The organism is Mesorhizobium sp. M0715 (genome assembly GCF_040320355.1).
In the GTDB taxonomy this organism is placed as follows: Bacteria; Pseudomonadota; Alphaproteobacteria; order Rhizobiales; family Rhizobiaceae; genus Mesorhizobium.
In genome coordinates, this window is the sequence record NZ_JAMYPL010000014.1 from 55,000 (window position 1) to 74,813 (window position 19,814).

22 protein-coding genes are annotated in these 19,814 nt (G+C 63.2%); 14 read left to right on the forward strand and 8 right to left on the reverse strand.

The window, feature by feature from the left end; genetic code table 11:
- Position 1: 1 nt before the first annotated feature.
- A complete protein-coding gene (locus NKI21_RS17840) occupies positions 2-1,096 on the reverse strand; it encodes an ABC transporter ATP-binding protein (RefSeq protein ID WP_352441909.1) in 1,095 nt (364 codons plus the stop codon).
- 141 nt (positions 1,097-1,237) lie between these two features.
- Positions 1,238-2,917, reverse strand: a complete 1,680-nt coding sequence (locus NKI21_RS17845) for an amidohydrolase (RefSeq protein ID WP_352866578.1) — start codon at positions 2,915-2,917, stop codon at positions 1,238-1,240.
- Positions 2,918-3,073: 156 nt separating this feature from the next.
- Here NKI21_RS17845 and NKI21_RS17850 point away from each other — a divergent pair, with 156 nt between their 5' ends.
- From NKI21_RS17850 to NKI21_RS17865, 4 genes are all read left to right on the forward strand, one after another.
- Positions 3,074-3,835 carry a TetR/AcrR family transcriptional regulator gene (locus NKI21_RS17850; RefSeq protein ID WP_352866581.1) on the forward strand — a complete coding sequence of 254 codons (762 nt, stop codon included), beginning with the start codon at positions 3,074-3,076 and terminating at the stop codon, positions 3,833-3,835.
- A gap of 26 nt (positions 3,836-3,861) precedes the next feature.
- The gene (locus tag NKI21_RS17855; RefSeq protein ID WP_352866584.1) at positions 3,862-4,893 is read left to right on the forward strand and encodes a histone deacetylase family protein; all 1,032 of its coding nucleotides are present in this window, start codon (positions 3,862-3,864) and stop codon (positions 4,891-4,893) included.
- 551 nt (positions 4,894-5,444) lie between these two features.
- Complete coding sequence (locus NKI21_RS17860; RefSeq protein ID WP_128304928.1) at positions 5,445-6,155, forward strand: helix-turn-helix transcriptional regulator; 711 nt, start codon at positions 5,445-5,447, stop codon at positions 6,153-6,155.
- Complete coding sequence (locus NKI21_RS17865; protein ID WP_128304927.1) at positions 6,152-6,922, forward strand: helix-turn-helix transcriptional regulator; 771 nt, start codon at positions 6,152-6,154, stop codon at positions 6,920-6,922. Before NKI21_RS17860 ends, NKI21_RS17865 begins: the two co-directional genes overlap by 4 nt.
- A gap of 35 nt (positions 6,923-6,957) precedes the next feature.
- Here the strand turns inward: NKI21_RS17865 and NKI21_RS17870 are convergent, their stop codons facing one another.
- The 6 genes from NKI21_RS17870 to motA are packed head-to-tail and all read right to left on the reverse strand — an operon-like array spanning position 6,958 to position 11,796.
- The gene (locus NKI21_RS17870; protein WP_127268991.1) at positions 6,958-7,395 is read right to left on the reverse strand and encodes a BspJ family T4SS effector nucleomodulin; all 438 of its coding nucleotides are present in this window, start codon (positions 7,393-7,395) and stop codon (positions 6,958-6,960) included.
- Complete coding sequence (gene flhB / locus NKI21_RS17875; RefSeq protein ID WP_023809992.1) at positions 7,392-8,474, reverse strand: flagellar biosynthesis protein FlhB; 1,083 nt, start codon at positions 8,472-8,474, stop codon at positions 7,392-7,394. The genes NKI21_RS17870 and flhB overlap by 4 nt, the downstream gene beginning before the upstream one ends.
- 9 nt (positions 8,475-8,483) lie before the next feature.
- Positions 8,484-9,494: a flagellar motor switch protein FliG gene (locus tag NKI21_RS17880; protein WP_027038262.1), complete on the reverse strand. Its 1,011-nt coding sequence runs from the start codon at positions 9,492-9,494 to the stop codon at positions 8,484-8,486.
- Positions 9,495-9,537: 43 nt separating this feature from the next.
- Complete coding sequence (gene fliN, locus NKI21_RS17885) at positions 9,538-9,924, reverse strand: flagellar motor switch protein FliN (RefSeq protein ID WP_023809994.1); 387 nt, start codon at positions 9,922-9,924, stop codon at positions 9,538-9,540.
- Positions 9,925-9,940: 16 nt separating this feature from the next.
- On the reverse strand, positions 9,941-10,888 hold the full coding sequence (locus NKI21_RS17890; RefSeq protein ID WP_352866589.1) for a FliM/FliN family flagellar motor switch protein: 948 nt from the start codon (positions 10,886-10,888) through the stop codon (positions 9,941-9,943).
- A 32-nt stretch (positions 10,889-10,920) separates the two neighbouring features.
- Positions 10,921-11,796 (reverse strand): flagellar motor stator protein MotA, encoded by an 876-nt coding sequence (motA, locus tag NKI21_RS17895; RefSeq protein ID WP_023809996.1) that lies wholly within the window; start codon positions 11,794-11,796, stop codon positions 10,921-10,923.
- A gap of 146 nt (positions 11,797-11,942) precedes the next feature.
- Between motA and NKI21_RS17900 the strand changes: the two genes are divergently transcribed.
- From NKI21_RS17900 to NKI21_RS17945, 10 genes are all read left to right on the forward strand, one after another.
- Positions 11,943-13,064 carry a DUF1217 domain-containing protein gene (locus NKI21_RS17900; RefSeq protein ID WP_023809997.1) on the forward strand — a complete coding sequence of 374 codons (1,122 nt, stop codon included), beginning with the start codon at positions 11,943-11,945 and terminating at the stop codon, positions 13,062-13,064.
- A 7-nt stretch (positions 13,065-13,071) separates the two neighbouring features.
- Positions 13,072-13,794, forward strand: a complete 723-nt coding sequence (flgF, locus tag NKI21_RS17905; protein ID WP_013529801.1) for a flagellar basal-body rod protein FlgF — start codon at positions 13,072-13,074, stop codon at positions 13,792-13,794.
- Between the two features lie 3 nt (positions 13,795-13,797).
- The gene (fliI, locus tag NKI21_RS17910; RefSeq protein ID WP_352775084.1) at positions 13,798-15,201 is read left to right on the forward strand and encodes a flagellar protein export ATPase FliI; all 1,404 of its coding nucleotides are present in this window, start codon (positions 13,798-13,800) and stop codon (positions 15,199-15,201) included.
- Positions 15,188-16,030: a hypothetical protein gene (locus tag NKI21_RS17915; RefSeq protein WP_023810000.1), complete on the forward strand. Its 843-nt coding sequence runs from the start codon at positions 15,188-15,190 to the stop codon at positions 16,028-16,030. The genes fliI and NKI21_RS17915 overlap by 14 nt, the downstream gene beginning before the upstream one ends.
- 80 nt (positions 16,031-16,110) lie before the next feature.
- Positions 16,111-16,491, forward strand: a complete 381-nt coding sequence (flgB, locus tag NKI21_RS17920) for a flagellar basal body rod protein FlgB (RefSeq protein WP_352775081.1) — start codon at positions 16,111-16,113, stop codon at positions 16,489-16,491.
- Positions 16,492-16,493: 2 nt separating this feature from the next.
- A complete protein-coding gene (flgC, locus tag NKI21_RS17925; protein WP_013529797.1) occupies positions 16,494-16,910 on the forward strand; it encodes a flagellar basal body rod protein FlgC in 417 nt (138 codons plus the stop codon).
- Positions 16,910-17,236: a flagellar hook-basal body complex protein FliE gene (gene fliE, locus NKI21_RS17930; RefSeq protein ID WP_023810002.1), complete on the forward strand. Its 327-nt coding sequence runs from the start codon at positions 16,910-16,912 to the stop codon at positions 17,234-17,236. The genes flgC and fliE overlap by 1 nt, the downstream gene beginning before the upstream one ends.
- A gap of 11 nt (positions 17,237-17,247) precedes the next feature.
- A complete protein-coding gene (gene flgG, locus NKI21_RS17935; RefSeq protein ID WP_013529795.1) occupies positions 17,248-18,036 on the forward strand; it encodes a flagellar basal-body rod protein FlgG in 789 nt (262 codons plus the stop codon).
- A 3-nt stretch (positions 18,037-18,039) separates the two neighbouring features.
- Complete coding sequence (flgA, locus tag NKI21_RS17940; RefSeq protein ID WP_031212802.1) at positions 18,040-18,567, forward strand: flagellar basal body P-ring formation chaperone FlgA; 528 nt, start codon at positions 18,040-18,042, stop codon at positions 18,565-18,567.
- Positions 18,564-19,805 carry a flagellar basal body P-ring protein FlgI gene (locus NKI21_RS17945; protein WP_023810004.1) on the forward strand — a complete coding sequence of 414 codons (1,242 nt, stop codon included), beginning with the start codon at positions 18,564-18,566 and terminating at the stop codon, positions 19,803-19,805. Before flgA ends, NKI21_RS17945 begins: the two co-directional genes overlap by 4 nt.
- Positions 19,806-19,814 lie beyond the last annotated feature (9 nt).

The following is a 19,814-nucleotide window of genomic DNA, read 5'->3' on the forward strand; positions in this document are numbered from 1 at the left end:
GTCAGTCCTTCAGGACCTGAGCGGCATCGCTGCCGATGAGGATGCCGACTGCGTCGCCCTTCTCGAAACCGCAGCCCGCGCTGCGCGTGTTCTGCTGGCGTACGGTGAAGAGTTCGCCACTGTCGAGATGAACATGGATGTGGGTGTCGGTGCCGAAATAGACGATGTTTTCGACCGTCCCCGACAGTTCGCCCTTGGCCTTGGTCAGCTTGGCGTGTTCGGGCCGAACCACCACCGTGGCGTTGGATTTGGGCTGGAAACCCTGGGCCACGGTCGCCTCGATGGTCGCACCGGATTTGAGCGTGGCGCGCGCCTTGCCGTTGGCCATCTCGCTGATGGCGGCGGTGAGGAAGTTGGTTTCACCGATGAAGTCGGCGACGAAGCGCTCCGCCGGCTTGTCGTAGATATCCCAGGGCGAACCGACCTGCAGGATCTTGCCCGATGACATCACCGCGATGCGGTCTGACATGGTCAGCGCTTCTTCCTGGTCGTGGGTGACGAAGATGAAGGTGATACCGGTCTCGTGCTGCAGCCGTTTCAACTCGATCTGCATCTCCTTGCGCAGCTTGTAGTCAAGCGCCGACAGCGGCTCATCGAGCAAAAGCACCTTCGGCTGCGGCGCCAAAGCGCGGGCCAAAGCCACGCGCTGCTGCTGGCCGCCGGAGATCTGGCTGGTGCGACGACCAGCGAGTGCCTCCATCTTGACCAGCTTCAGCATCTCGGCGACGCGCGCCTTGATCTCCGCCTTCGGCTTGCCCAGCATTTCCAGGCCAAAGCCGATATTGTCGGCGACCGTCATGTGCGGGAACAGCGCATAGGACTGGAAAACGGTGTTAACCGGCCGCTTGAAGGGCGGCAGCGGCGCGATGTCCTGGCCGTAGAGCAGGATTTCACCGGCGGTTGGAAAGTCGAAGCCGGCGATCAGCCTGAGCAATGTCGTCTTGCCGCAGCCGGATGGCCCCAGCAACGTGAAGAATTCGTTCTCCCGGATAGATACCGAGACCGTGTCGAGGGCAGCTACCTGCCCCTCACCTGATCCGAAAATTTTGCTGACGTTTACTACTTCAATCGCATTCCGATCCGGTTTGTCCGGCACGATTACGCCTCACTGTTGACCCCGCTCTTGCTGGCGGAGCTCTTCCCCTGTTCGATGTGACCACATGGCCGGTGGGTTGGCAAGCCCGGCATTGGGTCACAGTTCAATCAGTCATTGAGGCCTGCAAGCCCCATGCCATAGTCAGGCCTGATAGGTGACCTTGCCGCCGCAAATCGTCGTCACCGGCCGCACCTTGTGCAGGTCGGCCGGGGCGGTGTTCTCGATATCCATCGACAAAACCACCAGATCGGCCATGTAGCCTGATTTCAGCGTGCCCTTGCGGTGCTCGGCGAATTCGGCGTAGGCGCCCTCGATCGTGTAACCGGCGATCGCTTCATGCAGTGAGAAACTCTGGTCCGGGTCGCTTTCTGCCCACGGTTTGCGCAACACTGCCGCCTGAATGCCCAGGATCGGATCGATCGGCGACACCGGCCAATCGGATGCGAAGACGACATGCGCGCCGGCATCCTTCAAGGTCCGCCAGGCATAGCTCAGCGGCCAGCGCGCCGGCCCGATGCGAGACACTGTCGGCTCCAACGGAAAATCCATGGCGCCGGGCGGATGCGGCGGTTGCATGGAGGCAATGACGCCGAGTTCGGCGAAACGCGGCACATCAGCCGTGGTGGTGACCTCGATGTGCTCGACACGGTGACGGCTGTCGCGCTTGCCGTTCGCCTTCTGCGCCGCCTCATAACCGTCGAGCACCGCGCGCACCGCGCCGTCGCCGATCGAGTGCACGGCGATCTGCAACCCGCGTCTGTCGACCGCGACGGCCAGATCGATGAATTGTTGCGGCGTGAACAGCGGCTCGCCCACCCAGTCGAGCCGATCGGCGTATGGCTCGACCATGACAGCTGTCCAGGAATCGAGAACGCCGTCGTAGAACACCTTGACCATGCCCGACGACAGCCATTCGCTGTTGTAGCGTTCGGCCATATCGGACGCCTTGTCGAGCATGTCGAGCGTCATGAAATTCTTGTAGTGGAACGGGATCTTGACGCGGCAGGGCAAGCCTTCCTCGGCGTCGATCTCGGCCAGCAGCTCAAGCTGATAGAGATTGCCGTCCATGTTCTGGATCGAGGTGATGCCGTGGCGGGCGCACCAGGCGAGCCCGCGCCGCATGATGTCGCGGTCGGCGTCCCGCTCCGCCGCCGTCGGCATCGGGTCCGGCTCGCCGCCGGTCGACAGCCCCAGCCGAACCCGGCCTTCGCCGGCAAGATCGAGCACCGGACCAAAGGCCTCGCCTTCGCGCAATTCGCCGGCGGCCAGTCCATCGTCACCCATGACGATCTCATTGCCAGGGCCGAGCGTGCACCCCTGCAGGATGCCGGCCATTTCCAGCGCCTTGGTGTTGGCCCACATGGTGTGATGGTCGGGCGCCGCCATGCAGAACGGGCGATCGGGCAAAATGGCGTCGAGGTGATGGCGCGTCACGCGCTCGCTGCCGAGCACGGTGTAGTCGACGCCTTGGCCGACCAGCATCTTCGCGTCGGGCCGGGTCGGCGCATAGTCGCGGATCGCCTTCTGCAGCGCCTCGAGGCCATGAATACCGGTGAGTTGAAGGTGGGCAAGTTCAGCCCCGCCCGAAAACAGATGCATATGGGCTTCGATGAACCCCGGGACCACCGAACCGCCCTTGGCGTCGATCACCTTGGTGGTCGGTCCCTTGAACTCTTCGATGGAGGCGCGGCTGCCGATGGCGATGATGGCGCCGTCCTTGACGGCGACGGCTTCGGCGGCGGGATTGTCGTCGTCCATGGTCCGTACACGACCGTTGATGACGATCAGATCCGCATTGTGACCCGCACCTGTGACAGACATCGCGACTCCGCGCTTTTGACGACTGACTGGGACCGACAACCCCTCATGTCCAACGACCTGCCACTCCACCGGAGCGGCGCCATGGGACGAAAAAGAATGCCAGCGCGCTGTCTTGGAAATTCCCCTTGTCATCCCAAGAGGCAGCGTGGATAAAGAATGCGACTGATTATTCGCGTTTGTCAACATACCGAATCTGGAATGTATTGTGGACAGCAAGCTCCCACCATGTTGAGACCAGGCGGGGAACGAGGACATCGGACGGTGAAGCGCAGTCTCGACCGCAAAACCAGGATAGCGCTCGAACCGCGCAAACAGCCGCGGCAACAACGCTCCAGCAAGGTGGTCGACCGGATTCTCGACGCAGCGCTGGTCTTGACGCGCGAGCAAGGAACCAAGACGCCGACGACGCTCGCCATTGCGCAGCGCGCAGGCTTGTCGGTTGGTTCGATCTACCAATACTTTCCCAACAAGGAAGCCATTCTTCTGGACCTCGCCCGGCGCTGGCTGTCATCCTTTCCCGAGGTGATCGCCAAGCGTATCAAGGTCGCCCCGCCCACCAACCGTGAAGAGTTTCGGCGCGAAGTGCGCAGGCTCTTCACCGATACCTCCAGGATTTATCTCGAAAACGCCACCCTGATGCCGGTGATCGAGGCTATTTCAGGCAATGCCGACCTCAGGCCGATCCAGGACGAATATGACGAGCAGATCATCGCCCTCTACGCCGCATGGCTGCAGCATGTGAACCCGGCGCTTGAAGACAAGATCGCCAGCCGGCTCGGCGTGCTGATGATGGACGTCGGGCACGCCTGCCGGCTTGTGGGGCTGAAAAGGGACCGCAAGACATACGACCTCATCGAGGACGATGTGGAAAGAATGTGGCTCGCCCTGGTGAGCCCTTATCTCAATCTTGAATCTTGACTGATTTCACACTTCGAGAGGAATTTATGAAGACTGTTTTCTCCCCCCTGCACGCCGGCCATGCCGGCCAAATGGAACTGGTCACATCGGCCATCGTGCCGGGTTTCGAAAAGCCATCGAGGGCCGAATTCATCAAGGCACGGGTCGAAAGCGAGAAACTGGGTCCCATCATCGCGCCGCACGAACATGACCTCGCCGCCGCCAAGCGCATCCACAAATCAGACTATATTGACTTTCTCCCGACGGTCTGGCCGAAATGGCTGGAAGCAGGCCTCACGGGCACGGCGATGCCCTTCACCTGGCCGACGCGCGGCCTGCGCGGCGATGTGCCGCCAAAACGCATCGACGCGCTACTGGGCTATTATTCCTTCGATGCCGGCGCCACCTTCGTCGAAGGCACATGGGCGGCGATCAAGTCTTCCTACGACGTGGCGCTGACCGCCGCCGGCCTGGTCAAGGATGGCGAGGCTTCCGCCTTCGCGCTCTGCCGTCCGCCCGGCCACCATGCCGGGGCTGGCTTCATGGGCGGCTATTGCTACATCAACAACGCCGCCGTCGCCGCGCAATGGTTCCGCGACCAGGGCGCCAAACGCATCTCGATCCTCGATGTCGACTATCACCACGGCAACGGCACGCAGGAGATATTCTACGACCGTGCCGACGTGCAGGTGCTCAATCTGCATGGCGATCCGATGGTCGAGTACCCGTTCTTCCTCGGCCATGCCGACGAACGCGGCGCCGGCGAAGGCGAAGGCTTCAACATCAACTATCCGATGCCCTTCGGCACCGACTGGGATGCATGGAACGCCTCGCTCGAGGATGCCTGCGCCAGGCTCACCGCTTATGCACCGGATGTCGTCATCGTCTCGCTGGGTGTCGATACGTTCGAGAAGGACCCGATCAGCCAGTTCAAGCTGAAGACATCTGATTATCCCAAGATCGGCCGCCGCATCGCCAGGCTCGGCCTGCCGACGCTGTTCGTCATGGAAGGCGGCTATGCCGTCGAGGAGATCGGCATCAACGCGGTCGGCGTGCTGACCGGGTTCGAGGATCGGTAAATGCCTGTCGTTCAGGAGCATCTAGCGATTTTGGGACAACGACAGGCATAGCAAAGGACCACCGGGACCGGGCGGCAACATCGCCCGGTTCCCACTATCGGGCCAAGGCACCAGCCTTCGGCACAGCAACCGGCGCGCCCATCTGTTCAATGCTCCCGAGCCTGGCGAAATCGACCAGCCGCCGAGAGGGCCGGCGAAGACTTTCGCGTCCCGGTCTTCTGTCCAAGGCGCGAAAACCGACCTCTGAGTCGCACCTGAGTCCATCGGATTCGATTTTGTCAAATCGCGTTTGATGTCAGATTCAACTGCGGGTAGATTAGACCCGAATCAGCCGGTCCTCGGGGGGCGCGGCGACCACCCAAAGTCTCTTGTTCCGGAGCTTTTCCGGCACCAGACGCGGACGGCTTCGCGTTCCCTGAATGGATTCGGGATTTGGTTCGGCGCAGCCCTGCGCCACGCGTGTGTCTTCGTCAAAGTAATGCGTATTCGGGTTCGGCGGCTGGCTTCCAGCATCCGGACAGCAGAAACGATTCCGGCCAAAAGCAACAAGAATGAGCAGTCCCGCCGCACTTCTTCAATCCGACACATTGGGCTCGCGCCTGACGTCGCGCGGCGATCTCACCAGCTTTTTCATGCAACTGACCGCCGAGATCGGCGCCGACAGCTACATGCTGGTCGCCATTGTCCACGACCAGGACCGCAACGATGCGCGCATCGTCTCCTCCAACTGGATTTTCGATGCCATCGAACTGATCGGCAAGCGGCTGATCGCCGGGCTTGCGCAAGGCGCGCTCACCGTCGCGCCGGGCATCCGCCCACAGCCGCTGGTGGCATCCCGAGCACCAGAAACAGACGGATTGATCACCGGCGAGGAAGCCCGCCTTCTCGACGTGCTCGGCCATGCCGAAATCTATTCGCTGCGCCTCAATGTCGGTCGCCAGCGCCTGTTCGCCCTGTTCTCTGCGGCGACCGCCGGCAGCATCGACCAGCCGGCGCTGATGCGGGCGCAGCTGAAATGCTGCTACGCGCTCTCGCACATCCCGCAACTCATTGCCGCTGCCGCCATGCAGGATCCGTTGTCGGATCGCGAGCGCGAATGCCTGTTCTGGGTTTCCGAAGGCAAGACCACCGACGAGGTCGCCGTCATCCTTGGCGTCTCCTCCAACACCGTCAACAGCTACATCACCCACGCCATCCAGAAATTCGCGGCCAGCAACCGCGCGATGGCCATCGCCACGGCGATCAGGAGCGGCATCATTTGAAACACGCCGATATCAAGGAAACGGCCGAAGCCCTTTTCAACGAGCAGCGCAACCCGTTCGGAGCCTTCACCCTTGGCTCCGAAACCCATCACGCGGTCACCATTCCCGATGCCGTGCGCCGCTGCCGCTGGATCGCCGTTGACATGAACGCCTCGGCTTTCGGCCTCTTCTTCGTAAGCCCCTCGCCCGAGCGGGCGCGGCTAGTCCCATGCTTTGATTCCGACTATCCCGGCATTGCCGTGGCGACCAAGTTCATCTCAGGCGCCAACGGCGAGGAGATCGTGCGCCACACCCGCATCTCGACCGAACCGCGCTGGTGGACGGATGACGGCGTCCCTGCCATGGCGGAGCTGTTTGGCGATCTCACCTGGACCGAGCAGATGGCGGCGCTGGTGCCCGGAACCAGCGGCATCGCTTTTCCCGTTCACGCCGACCGCGGCCAATGCGGCCTTGTCGTGTTCCTCGGCTCGGAGATGACCATGCAGCAGGATGCGCTCTACGAAATACACGCCCGCTGCTTTTCGCTGTTCGCCGCCGTCGCCCGCATCCGTCCGGGCGATACCGGCCGCATGCGCGCAATCTCCAAGCGCGAACTCGAATGCCTGAAGCTGACCGCCAACGGCAACACCAGCGAGGAGATCGCGCGGCTCCTGAAACTGTCGGTGCACACCGCCAACCAGTATCTGACCCAGTCGACCCAGAAGCTCAACGCCGTCAATCGCAACCAGGCCGTTGCCAAGGCGCTGCGGCTGGGCTTGATCGAATAGGGGAATTCGACAGCGCTTCGAAAGGCGACCGACGGTCAGCGATAGGCGAGCGGCTCGACCTTGCGGATACGCGCCTGTTCGATCACCGCCTCGAGCAGCGCCGTATTGTGCTCCGGGTCTTCGCCCGGCTTCTCGAACGACACGTAGTTGACCGCCACCGATGCGCCGAGCTCGCTCAGCGTCAGCTGGAAATAGACGGTGACGCCGGGCGGCCTCAGTTCCAGATCGAGCACGATGCGCGGGCTGCCGCTCCAGTCGACATGCGCCTCACCACCATGGCCGAGCCGTAGAGTGCCCGGCATGAAGAACAACTCAACCGCTGAATCGACCAGGTCCGACAGGCACGCGAAATGCTCCAGCCGGATAAAGGCGATGTAGTCGGCGACATCGATCAGCCTGAGTTCCCCCACCACCTGCTCGATGGCGCTGGCGACGATGATCTCGCGGGATTTTGCGTGCGGTTGCCGGTTCATGAAATCTGTCTGCGCTCAGCCTTTTTCGAGTAGACGATCCGCACCAGTTCGGCGACGGCCTGGTAGAATTGTGATGGGATCACACTATCGACCGAAACTTGCTTGTACATGGAGCGGGCGAGCGCCACGTCCTCGAAGACCGGGATGTTGTGTTCCCGCGCGATCTCTCGGATTTTCAGCGCCACCAGATCCTGGCCCTTGGCCAGCACCATGGGTGCCGAGTCCTCGTCGCGCACATATTTCAGCGCGATCGAGAAGTGCGTTGGGTTGGCGATGATCAGCGTCGCGCGCGGCACCGCCGTCATCATCCGCTTGCGCGCCCGGTCGCGCGCCAGCGAGCGCAGCCGCGACTTGACGATCGGGTCGCCCTCGGACTGTTTGAACTCGTCCTTGACCTCCTGCTTGCTCATGCGCAGATCCTGCTTCCAGTGGAAGCGCGACCAGACGATGTCGATTGCCGCGATCAGCCCCATGACGAAGACGATCGCCACCAGGATGTCGACGGCGATGCCGCGGATGACGAGACCGAAGGCGACCGGATTGGTGATCATCCCGGCGAGCAGCTTTCGGTGGTCTTCCGACAGCGTGAAGCTCAGCACGACGATGGCAAACCCGACCTTGCCGAGTGACTTCAGGAACTCGACCCAACCCTGGATGCCGAACAGCCTGTTCCACCCCTTGGCGATCGAAATGCGCGAGAGTTGCGGCCGGACCCGCTCGCCTACGAATTGCGGCATGTTCTGGAACACCGAGGCGCCGACGCCGGCGACGGTCAGCAGCACCATCAGGCTCAGGACGGCGCGGCCAACCTCGAGGAGGACGATTTTGTAGAGCGCGATGACGTCGGTCTCCGTGTCCATCGGCCAGGCTTCCGGCTTCTCCAGGAACATCGACAGGAACATGCCGAGATCAATGATCGCATCCTTGGCGTAGAAGACGGTGAACACCAGTATGGCAACGAACGAGGCAAAGAGCGCTGTCTCCCGCGAATGGGGCAGTTTGCCCTGTTCGACGGTGTCGCGGATCTTCTTTTCCGTCGCCTCTTCGGTTTTCGAATCCTTGTCGACCGCGTCAGCCATGGCGCGGTCTTAGGCGGCGTCTTGGGTCGAGGGTAGTTCGAAGGCGCCTTCGCGCGACAGCCGGATCGTCGTCGTAACGATCGTCTTGCGGGCCGCCGTGATGTCGGCGAGAGGGACCCCGTCCGAGCCCTGTCCGAGTTCGGCTTCGATCATGCGCCGCGAGCGGGCGCCGATGGCCGACAGCACCGATTCCGCGAGTGCGGCCGAAGTGCCGCGCAGGGCCAGCGTGACCAACTCCGTCGACAGCCCGTCGAACAGCAGCACCCGCGCTTTCTGAGTGAGCAGCGGCAAATCGTCGAAAGCAAACAGGCGGGCCCTCACACCGTCGAGATCAGGCGTGCCGGCGGCTTCCAGATCCTGCATGACCTCCTCGAGCAGCGGCTTGTCGAGTTCGTTGAGAACGCTGGCGACACGCGCCTGCCCGGCCGAGGTGTCCTTGGTCGAGGTTTCCGCCAGCACGCTGGTACGCAGCCGGTTTTCGACGATCCTGGCGGCAGCGTCGGGAACATTGGCCATCGTCACCATGCGCTTGATGATTTCTCCACGCATCGGCTTGGTCAGTGTCAGCAGCACGTTGGCCGCCACCTGCGGTGCCAGCTTCGACAACACCATGGCCGCCGTCTGCGGATGCTCACCGGCCAGGAAGGCACCAAGCCGCGCCGGCTCGAGCTTTTCAAGCTCGGGCCAGATCGGCGGCGGGCCTTCCGGTGCGACCTCGAATTTCTTGTCGCCCATGATCGCGCTCATCTCTTCGGGCGAGAGCGATTCGTTGAGGATGGTGTCCATCCTGTCGGCGGAATCAAGCAATCCCGCCCCTTCCGTGAACTCGGCCTCGAACTCGGCGACGATACGTTCGAGATCGCTTTGCGGAATCGTCCGCAGCAGGCGGGCGCCCTCGATCAGGGCCTTCAGTTCTTCCTGCTTGAAGAATTTCAGCAGGCGGCTGGCCGACGGCTTGCCCATCGCCACAAGTATGGCGGCCGCCTTCTGCGCGCGGGTCAAGGTCACCGGCGTCGTCATGCCACTCGCCTCCGCTGCCACCGGCAAGCCCCGCAAACCATGTCTAGGCGCCCTTCGTGCCGGCGATGATTTCGGTTAGCCTGATGCCGAAACGCGACGGATCGCTTTCCAGCACGGTGATCTCGCCGCGCGCGATCTTGCGGCCGTTGACCACGACGTCGACAGGTTCCCCGATGCGGCGATTGAGCGCCACGGTCGACCCTTTTTGCAGCGCCATCAGATCGGAGACCGGCATCTCCGTGCTGCCGAGGATGATCTGGACATCGACGGGGATGTTCATGATCACGCTCGAATTGGCTGATGAGGCCGCCCTGAACGCCGCATCGGGGCGCTGCTCCTCTTCATGCAGGACACCGCGCAACTCTTCGATGGCACGGTCGAGTTGCTCGTCCGGCTGGTCGAGGTCGGCTTCCGCCTTGGTTTTGGCCATGATCGTCTCCAAATTCTCAGGCGCGTCCGGCGGCTGCCGGCATCAGCCCGTCGATAAAGTCCTGTCCGGCGTCGTAAGGATGCCTGATCCGGACGGTGTAGTTCTGTCCCAGTTTGCCGAACTCGCATACGAACAGCGTCTTGCCCCGTGCGCTGAGACGCGCCTGGGACTGGGCCGTTTCCTCGAATTCGATGACGTCGCCGATTTGGAAACCGGCGAGCTCGCCGAGCGTCAGCCGCGCCAGCGGCATCGTGGCCTCGAGCGCCACGGTGGAGCGCATCACCTCTTCCGAAAAGCGGGCGCGCCAGCTGGGGCCGTGATCGTCGTCGCTGACAGGCACGGCTCCGTCGCGGCTGGCCAGCACGACGCGCTGCGGCATCGTCACCGTGACGGTGCCACTATCGGCCGGCGTCGAGATGCCAAGCACGATACGGATTGCCGCGCCATCGCGCAGCACATACCGCTTCGCCTCGGTGCCGGACATTGCTCGCGGCGCGGGCAGGCGCAGGTCGAGCGAGCGCTTTCCCGATCCGTTGAGGGCCTGCGCGACCTGCTGGAACACCATGGTCGAAACATCGATTTCGATCTGCGACAGATCGCGTTCGATCGGCGATGCCGGCAGATCCGGATCGCCGCCGAACAGCGTGCAGACCATGATCGCGATCGCCGGAGCATCGATCACCAAGGTCATCGCATCGGAGGACGCCGACGAGCCGATCACGGTCATGGCAAACGTGTCGCCGGCACGCGAACGCGCCTCGGGAACGCGGCTGACCTCGATCGCTTTGAGTTCGACGACGACCGGAACGCCAAGCTCGCTGGTCAGGCTTTTCTGCAACAGCGGTACGGCGCGTTCGGCCATGGCGCGGCCTGCGTCGATGACCTGCGTGGCCTCGCCGCTGTCGCCGACCAGACGCTCGATGATCAGCGAGCGCGCTTCCGCTGGACTGCCCAGGCTGGTCATGACAGTGCCGGGACCGATCTGTCGCGCATCGTTCAGGCGGCCTTCTTTTCGACGGTGCCGGTATTCATCGTGCTCTGCTCGACGGCGTCGATCGTCGGCCGTTCATAGGACGAGATGGTCTTGCGGCCGAACTCGATCGCCACCTGCGGCAGCGCACCGTTCATGTAGGCCAGCAGCGTCTGCTTGACGATGATATAGAGGCGGTTCTTCTTCTCGCGCACTGTCTTGATCTTGGTGGCGACCGGCCCGACCACCGAATAGGACAGGAAGATGCCGAGGAACGTTCCGACAAGTGCGGCACCAATCAAACCGCCGAGGATTTCAGGCGACTGGTCGAGCGCGCCCATCGCCTTGACCACGCCGAGCACGGCGGCGACGATGCCGAGCGCCGGCAAGCCGTCGCCCACCGCCACCAGCGCGTGATAGGCCTTCATCTTGTCGGACTTAATGGTCTGGATTTCTTCGTCCATCAGCGCCTCGATCTCGTGCGAGCGGGCATTGCCGATGATGATGATACGGCAGTAGTCGCAGATGAAATGCGTCAGGTCGTGGTTATGCAGCACGGTTGGGAACGCCTGGAAAATCGCCGACTCTTCCGGATTGTCGATATGCGCCTCGACTTCGCTGCGGGATTTCGAGCGCAGCTCGCGCATCAGCGAGTGCAGCACGCCGAGCGTCTCGAGATAGTCCTGTTCCTTCGGCACCGCCTGCTTGAAGGCTTCGAGGATGCCCTTGCCGGTGTCCTTGACCGTCTTCATCGGATTGGCGACGAGGAAGGTGCCAAAAGCCGCACCACAGATGATCACGGCTTCCCATGGCTGAATCAGCACATGAAGATGGCCGCCCATGGCCATGAAGCCGCCAAGGACGCAGCCGAGCGTTACCACCAGTCCAATCAGAATGCCCACGATAGGTCCTTCCGCATTTCACATCAGGAGCTAGGGATAGTCCCCGTGCCTTGTGTGAGGCTTGAATCGAGGGCTTGGAAGCGATTCAGTTTCGCGCAAGGAAGTAGGGGTATTGTGCCGGCATAGCTTCGGCCGGAGGCACGTCTTTGCTCAATACCTTTACCAGCTACCAGCTCATCACCAAGGACATTTCAAAATCGATCGACAGGATCGAGCAGCAGCCCGTGGTTGATCGCGACACCAAATATTATCTCGCGAATATCACCAAGGTGAAATCGATCGACGATTTCGTCAAAAACGACCGTTTGTTCAAGTATGCCATGAAGGCCTACGGGCTGGAGGACATGGACTACGCCAAGGCCTTCATGGTCAAGGCACTCAAGGAAGGCGTCTCCGATCCCGACAGCTTCGCCAACAAGCTGACCGACAAGCGCTACGCCGAATTCGTCAGCGCCTTCAACTTCGCCGCCAACGGCGCCGATGCGACCATCTACAACAAGACACAGCAGTTGGTGACCAAGAACTATGCCACCCAGGCGCAGATCGCCGGCCTCGATCCCAATTCGGCCTATGTGAAGGGCGAGACGACATACTATCTTGCCAACATCACCAAGGTGAAGTCGATCGACGATCTGATGTCGAACAACCGGCTCTACACATACGCGCTGGCGTCATTCGGTCTCGATTCGGCGACGGAGGACAAGGATCTCATCAAGCGGGTTCTGCAGGGCGGCGTCCGCGACCCCGACAGTGTCGCCAACAAGATGACGGACAAGACCTATGCCGCGCTTGCCTCCGCCTTCAACTTCGAAGCCTATGGCGAAAACACCACCACCATCAATCCGGCGCAGCAGCCGACCGTCGACAAATACATGCGCCAGACCCTCGAGGAGGATGCCGGTCAGACGAACCAGGGCGTGCGGCTGGCGCTTTACTTCGATCGCAAGGCCCCGACCATCACCAGCTGGTATGACGTGCTGGCCGACACCGCGCTTGCCAGTGTCGTGCGCACCGTGCTCGGCCTGCCCGATTCCTTCGCCACCGCCGACGTCGACAAGCAGGCGCAGCTGTTCGAGCAAAAACTCGACATCTCGGATTTCTCCGACCCCGAAAAACTCGGCAAGTTCCTGACGCGCTTCACCAGCATGTACGAGATCAACCACCCGACTTCATCGGCCGTCGCCTCGGTCAGCGTGCTGTTTGCCCAGCCACTCACCGTCGGCATCTCCACCGACCTGATGATGGCCATGCAGAAACTGAGGTTCTGAGACCATCATGCGGGACAGCCTGTACGTCGCCCTTTCGTCGCAGATCGCGCTCGAGCGGCGCCTCGACACCATCGCCGACAACGTCGCCAACGCCTCGACGATCGGCTTTCGCGCCACCGGCGTGAAGTTCGAGGACGTCGTCTCCGGCACCGGGCAGAAATCGGTATCCTTCGCCTCCCCGGGCAAGACCTACCTTTCCGGCGCCCACGGTGCCTTGAGCGAGACCGGAAATCCCTTCGATTTCGCCATCCAGGGCGATGCCTGGTTCGCCATAGAGACGCCGGTCGGCACCGTCATGACCCGCGACGGCCGCTTTTCAATGAACGAGAACGGCGAGCTGATGTCGATCGAGGGCCACCCGGTGCTCGATGCCGGCGGCTCGCCGATCCAGCTTGACCCCCGCAACGGCCCGCCCAAGGCCGGGGCCGATGGTTCGTTGCGCCAGAACGATCAGCTTGTCGGCTCGATCGGTCTCTACAATTTCGATCCAGGCGCGAACTTCGTCCGCTACGGCAATTCCGGCATCGTTCCGGCACGCACCCCGGAGCCTGTCACCGATCGCTCGGATATCGGCGTTGCCCAGGGCTTTCTCGAAGAGTCCAATGTCAATCCGGTCCTGGAGATCACCAGGCTGATCATGGTCCAGCGCGCCTTCGAGAACACCGCCGCCCTGATGCGGCAGACCGACTCGTCCACCGACGAGGCGATCAAGACGCTCGGCTCGAAATAATCCATGTCGCTCGACCAGCCATCCCTGCGCGCACCCGAAAGACAACTCCAGCCGGCGCCGGAAGACCGGCTTGCCGCGCTGGAAAGGGTCTGGCGGCGTTTCGCCGACGCCGAGGCGCTGCTCAAGCGCGGCGGCCGCGTCATCGAAGTCACGCCCACGCACTACAAGGTGCACGGCCTTTCCGGCTTCGCCAGACTGGGCGACATCGTCGAGCAGCGCGGCCATGCCGGTGCGCGCCGCGGCGAGATCGTCAAGATCGGCCGCGACGAGGCCGTCGTGGCGCCCTTCGAACGCAGCGCCGATTCCGGCATCGGTGATGCCGTGTTCCGCCGCGGTCCGCTCGTGGTGGCGCCGCATGCCTCGTGGCGCGGCCGCACCATCGACGCACTCACCAGGGCGATCGATGGCGGCCCGCCACTCGCCCGGGGAGACGACACGACGCGCGGCGCCCAGACGACGCCGGGGGCCATGGCGCGGCAACGCGTCGGCACTGCCTTCATGACCGGCGTCAAGGTCATCGACATCTTCACGCCGCTCTGCTTCGGCCAGCGCCTCGGCATCTTTGCCGGCTCCGGCGTCGGCAAGTCGACGCTGCTCGCCATGCTCGCCGGCGCCGACGCATTCGATACCGTCGTGGTGGCGCTCATCGGCGAACGCGGCCGCGAAGTCCGTGAATTCCTCGAGGACACGATCGGCGACAGCATGGCCAAGACCGTCGCCGTCGTCGCCACCAGCGACGAAAGCGCCATGATGCGCCGGCGTGCGCCGGACACCGCCATGCGCGTCGCCGAGCATTTTCGCGACCAGGGGCATCGCGTTTTGCTGGTGCTGGATTCGATCACCCGCTTCGCTCACGCCCTGCGTGAGGTGGCGACGGGGACCGGCGAGCCGCCGGTCGCGCGCGGCTACCCGGCCTCGGTGTTCACCGAACTGCCCAAGCTGCTCGAACGCGCCGGGCCGGGCGGGGAAGGCAAAGGATCCATCACCGCCATCATTTCCGTGCTGGTCGACGGTGACGACCACAACGACCCGGTAGCCGATTCCGTGCGCGGCATCCTCGACGGCCATGTCGTGCTCGATCGCACGATCGCCGAACAGGGTCGCTATCCCCCCGTCAACCCGCTGTCGTCCATATCGCGGTTGGCCGGAAAGGCCTGGAGCGTCGAACAGCGCGCGCTGGTGACAAGGCTGAAGTCGATGATCTCGCGCTTCGAGGACACGCGCGATATCCGGTTGCTTGGGGCCTATCAGGGGGGCGTCGATGCCGAACTCGACATCGCCGTGCGCCAGGTGCCGCTGATCTATGAGGCGCTGACGCAAGCGCCGAAGGATCGCCCGTCGGCCGACCCTTTCTCCGATCTCGCCCGCCACCTCAAGAGCAAGCTGAACGCCGATGCCGGAGACTGAACGCGAATATACCGAGCGCATCCTGCGCGACATGATCGCCGAGGCCAATGCCGTGGAGCAAGCCGAGGCTGACGAAGCGAGAACCGCCAAGGCAAAGGCTGCCCGTATCATCGCAGCCAAAGCCGAGGCCGTTCTGGCCAGAGCCGTCAAGCCAATCCTGCCACGGGCTGGCAGAGCCGATCCTGATCTTCTGGCCAGGCCCGTCGAACCCGCTCTGCCCCGGGCTGTCCAGGCGGTGGCTGCCGAGATGACGCAGGCGAGCCGCGACTCGCTGATCAACGGGCTGTTCCCGCGCACCGAATGGCCGCAGCCGCCAAAGGCACCGTTTCCCCGACTGAGGAAGAAGTCCGACCGACGCAGCGATTTCGTCATAGCCGCGCTCGGCATCACGCTCGGCCTGATCTGCGCCCTGTTTCCCTGGTACATCTTCTTTAACCAGGACCAGTTTGGCGTCCAGGCGATGAAGTTCGGCGGCACCGGCTCCAATTCCGGGCGAGCGGGCGGCGGCGTGGTCGCCGAACGCAGCGCGCCGCTGACGGCAAAGGATATTCCCGCGGCCAATCTCGATCTTCTTGCCACCGGAACGGTGCGGGATGATGCCAATCCCGCAGCCGCACCCGACGAGCAACCGTTTCCGGCCGACGCGGCGAAATTCCGCATGGTTCATGTCGCCAACGGCCGTGCCATGATCCAGGACGACGCTGGCCTCTGGATCGTCCAGCGCGGCTCGATACTGCCTGACTCCAGTCAGGTGTCCTCCATCGAGCAGCGCAACGGCAAATGGGTCATGGTCACCAGTGCCGACCGGGTAATCGAACTCTCCAGATAAACGATCTCCGGCTTCCGGCCATCCGCAAGGCCCGCGCAAGACTGGCGGCCTAGTCTCTGGGTACCTGCTCGGAGATTCCCATGGAGCCCGTTTCCCTTTTCGATCTCGCCGCCAAGCAAGCGCAATGGCTGGCCGTGCGCCAGTCGGCAGTCGCCGGCAACATCGCCAATGCCAACACGCCGGGTTATACGGCAAACGACGTCGAGCCATTCGAAAAGGTGCTCGACCGCGCCGCCGTATCGCTGCAGGCCACCCAGGCCGGCCATCTCGGCAATGCAGCGAGCAATGCCGGCTTCACCATCAAGCCGCAGGAGGATGACGGCGTCGTCATGCCGTCCAAGAACTCCGTCGTTCTGGAAGACCAGTTGCTGAAAGCCGGCGAGGTGCGCCGCTCCTTCGAACTCAACACGGCGATCGTCAAGGCGTTTCATACGATGATGATGATGGCGGTGAAGAGCTGACCATGGACGCACTGACCGCAGCCCTCAAAGTCGCAGCATCCGGCCTCGGCGCCCAGTCGGAGCGCCTGCGCGTGGTTTCCGAAAACCTCGCCAACGCCCAGTCGACCGGCACCGCGCCCGGCTCCGATCCTTATCGCCGCAAGACCATCAGCTTCGTCTCCGAGCTTGACCGGGCCTCCGGCAGTTCAACGGTTGCAGTGAACTCGATCGATCGAGATCCCAGTGACTTTCCAGTCGAGTTCCAGCCCGGCAACGAGGCAGCCGACGAGAAGGGCTACGTCAAGATGCCCAACGTCAACGTGCTGATCGAAATGGCCGACATGACCGAGGCCAACCGCTCCTACGAGGCCAACCTTCAGGTCGTCAAGCAGGCCCGTGACCTGATTTCCATGACCATCGACCTGATGAGGAACCAGTAATGATCAGCGGTATCGGAGCCCTTCAGTTCAAGCCGTCGATCGGCGGCGATGACACGGCGACAAGCCTGCTCCAGGGCGGCGCAACACCCTCGGCCGGCGGCAATGTCGGCACCTCCTTTGCCGAGGCGCTGAGCCAGGCAGCCTCCAAGACCGTCGACACGATGCAGAATGCCGAGCAGGTATCGATGCAGGCGCTCAAGGGCGACGCCGACACCCGTCAGGTGGTCGACGCCGTGATGAGCGCGCAGCAGGCGCTTCAGACCGCCGTCGCCATCCGCGACAAGGTGGTTTCCGCGTATCTCGAAGTCAGTCGAATGGGCATCTGAGGAATTCCGCCATGAAAGCACTTGCCATCGCCGCCACCGGCATGAATGCCCAGCAGACAAATCTGGAAGTCATCGCCAACAACATCGCCAACATCAACACCACCGGCTACAAGCGCGCCCGTGCCGAATTCTCCGACCTGCTCTATCAGGTCGACCGCACGCAAGGCGTGCCCAACCGCTCCAACGCCTCGCTGGTGCCGGAGGGCGTCTCGATCGGCCTCGGCGTCAAGACGACGGCCGTGCGCAACGTGCACACACAGGGCGAACTGACCAGCACCGGCAACAGTTTCGACCTGGCGCTGACCGGCAGGGGCTGGTTTCAGATCGAGGGTGCCGACGGCGGCACGCTCTACAGCCGCGCCGGCGCTCTCAACACCAACGCCACCGGCCAGCTGGTGACGGTCGACGGCGCTGCCGTCATTCCGGCAATCAACGTCCCCGTGGATGCCGTCGAGGTCATCGTCAACAAGACCGGCCAGGTCTTCGCCCGCATCGACGGCCAGACCGACCTGCAGAACCTCGGTCAGCTTCAGATCGCCAATTTCGCCAACGAGGCCGGCCTGGCGCCGCTCGGCGACAATCTGTTCCAGGAAACCACGGCTTCGGGGCCAGCCAATGTCGGCGTGCCTGGCGATCCAGGCTTCGCCACCATCCAGCAGGGCTATCTCGAAGCCTCCAACGTCGACCCGGTCAAGGAAATCACCGAGCTGATCTCTGCGCAGCGCGCCTATGAGATGAACTCCAAGGTCATCCAGGCCGCCGACGACATGGCCTCCGTGGTCTCCAAGAACATCAGGTAACGCATGATGTCGACGCCCGGCCTCCTGTCCGCATTCCGCCGCAGCGCGCTCGTCCTTGCGCTGGTGACCGGCACGATGCCGGCTTTTGCCCAGGAATCGGCCAACCAGTCGGCCACCCGGATCGCCAGCAATCAAGCTGTCGGCGAGGTGGTGCTTATTCCGAGCCGGGTTATCTATCCCGGCGAGACCATCAACCTGGCTGCCCTGAAACAGGTCACCCTTATCGTCGGCAAGCACAAGCCAGAGGCGGTCGCCACACGGGTCGAGGAACTGGATGGCAAGGTCGCCAAGCGCACGTTGCTGCCCGGCCGCTACATTCCCTCCACCGCCATCCGCGAGGCCTGGCTGGTCGAACAGGGTGCTTCCGTGCAGATCTTCTTCATCGCCGGCGGGCTGACGATCTCGGCCACCGCCGTGACGCTGCAGCCGGGAGCCGCGGGCGACCTCGTCAAGGTTCGCAACATCGACAGCGGCAAAGTCCTGTCCGGCACGGTGATGGCGGATGGAACCATCCAGGTCAGCGCTTCATGATGCGCGGGCTTACCCTGATACTGGCAGCCGTGCTTGGCCTGCAGCCGGCGCTGGCCGACGGCCTGACGCCGAAGGCCAAGCGCGAGCTCGCCGCCAAGAATGGCGGCGTCTACAACGATCCCGAATATGATCCGGCCACCACCAGCCGCATGTTCCGGGTGTCGACCGGGCCGAGTTCGCTGCCGCCGGGCCAGGTCGCCTCGCGCATCAAGGACATCGCCCAGCTGCAGAGCTCGCGCGACAATCAGCTCGTCGGCTACGGCCTGGTGATCGGCCTTGCCGGATCGGGCGACAGCCTGCGCAACTCGCCATTCACCGAACAGTCTATCCGCGCGATGCTCGAAAACCTCGGCATCGCCACCGAAGGCGGCAGTGCACGCGCCAAGAATGTCGCCGCCGTCATCGTCACCGCCAACATGCCGCCCTACGTGCAGTCGGGCGCCCGCATCGACATCGACGTCTCCTCGATGGGCGACGCGACCTCGCTTTCCGGCGGCACGCTGATCATGACGCCGCTGAAGGCAGCGGACGGCGAGATCTATGCCGTCGGCCAGGGCTCGGTCATCGTGTCCGGCTTTACCGCCCAGGGACAGGCCGAGCAACTGACGCAAGGCGTGCCGACCTCCGGCCGCGTGCCGAACGGCGCCATCGTGGAGCGCGCTGTCCAGGCCGAGTTCGACGATCAGGCGATCCTGACGCTGCAACTGCGCAATCCCGATTTCTCGACCGCTATCCGCATCGCGGACGCCATCAACGATTACACCGGCCAGCGCTTCGGCATGCGGGTGGCGGCGGAGCGCGATTCGCGCACCGTGCAGATCAGAAGGCCGAAAGGTGTCTCGGCGGCGCGCTTCTATGCCGAAATCGAGAATTTGGTGGTCGAATCCGACACGCCGGCCCGTGTCGTCATCGACGAGCGCACCGGCACCATCGTCATCGGCAATGACGTCAAGATCTCGCGGGTCGCCATCAGCCACGGCACGCTCACCGTGCGCATCACCGAAGCGCCGCGCGTGGTCCAGCCCGAGCCCTTCTCCAAGGGCGAGACCGCCATCGAACCGTTCACCGCCATCGACGCCAGCCGGCCCGACGCCCGCGTTGCCGTGCTTGACGGACCCGATCTCCAAACCCTCGTTTCCGGCCTCAACCGCCTCGGGGTCAAGCCGGACGGCATCATCGCCATTTTGCAGGGAATCAAGTCGGCCGGGGCCCTGCAGGCCGACCTGGTTCTGCAATAGGCGATGCCG

What these genes read in the sequence shown, in the direction of transcription:
- flgF (WP_013529801.1), top strand. Translation starts at nt 13,072, where the DNA reads ATGCGGGACAGCCTGTACGTCGCCCTTTCGTCGCAGATCGCGCTCGAG.
- NKI21_RS17880 (WP_027038262.1), bottom strand. Translation starts at nt 9,494, where the DNA reads ATGACGACGCCGGTGACCTTGACCCGCGCGCAGAAGGCGGCCGCCATA.
- NKI21_RS17945 (WP_023810004.1), top strand. Translation starts at nt 18,564, where the DNA reads ATGATGCGCGGGCTTACCCTGATACTGGCAGCCGTGCTTGGCCTGCAG.
- flgG (WP_013529795.1), top strand. Translation starts at nt 17,248, where the DNA reads ATGAAAGCACTTGCCATCGCCGCCACCGGCATGAATGCCCAGCAGACA.
- NKI21_RS17915 (WP_023810000.1), top strand. Translation starts at nt 15,188, where the DNA reads ATGCCGGAGACTGAACGCGAATATACCGAGCGCATCCTGCGCGACATG.
- fliI (WP_352775084.1), top strand. Translation starts at nt 13,798, where the DNA reads ATGTCGCTCGACCAGCCATCCCTGCGCGCACCCGAAAGACAACTCCAG.
- flgB (WP_352775081.1), top strand. Translation starts at nt 16,111, where the DNA reads ATGGAGCCCGTTTCCCTTTTCGATCTCGCCGCCAAGCAAGCGCAATGG.
- NKI21_RS17870 (WP_127268991.1), bottom strand. Translation starts at nt 7,395, where the DNA reads ATGAACCGGCAACCGCACGCAAAATCCCGCGAGATCATCGTCGCCAGC.
- NKI21_RS17850 (WP_352866581.1), top strand. Translation starts at nt 3,074, where the DNA reads ATGCGACTGATTATTCGCGTTTGTCAACATACCGAATCTGGAATGTAT.
- NKI21_RS17855 (WP_352866584.1), top strand. Translation starts at nt 3,862, where the DNA reads ATGAAGACTGTTTTCTCCCCCCTGCACGCCGGCCATGCCGGCCAAATG.
- fliN (WP_023809994.1), bottom strand. Translation starts at nt 9,924, where the DNA reads ATGGCCAAAACCAAGGCGGAAGCCGACCTCGACCAGCCGGACGAGCAA.
- flhB (WP_023809992.1), bottom strand. Translation starts at nt 8,474, where the DNA reads ATGGCTGACGCGGTCGACAAGGATTCGAAAACCGAAGAGGCGACGGAA.
- fliE (WP_023810002.1), top strand. Translation starts at nt 16,910, where the DNA reads ATGATCAGCGGTATCGGAGCCCTTCAGTTCAAGCCGTCGATCGGCGGC.
- flgC (WP_013529797.1), top strand. Translation starts at nt 16,494, where the DNA reads ATGGACGCACTGACCGCAGCCCTCAAAGTCGCAGCATCCGGCCTCGGC.
- flgA (WP_031212802.1), top strand. Translation starts at nt 18,040, where the DNA reads ATGATGTCGACGCCCGGCCTCCTGTCCGCATTCCGCCGCAGCGCGCTC.
- NKI21_RS17845 (WP_352866578.1), bottom strand. Translation starts at nt 2,917, where the DNA reads ATGTCTGTCACAGGTGCGGGTCACAATGCGGATCTGATCGTCATCAAC.
- NKI21_RS17860 (WP_128304928.1), top strand. Translation starts at nt 5,445, where the DNA reads ATGAGCAGTCCCGCCGCACTTCTTCAATCCGACACATTGGGCTCGCGC.
- NKI21_RS17890 (WP_352866589.1), bottom strand. Translation starts at nt 10,888, where the DNA reads ATGACCAGCCTGGGCAGTCCAGCGGAAGCGCGCTCGCTGATCATCGAG.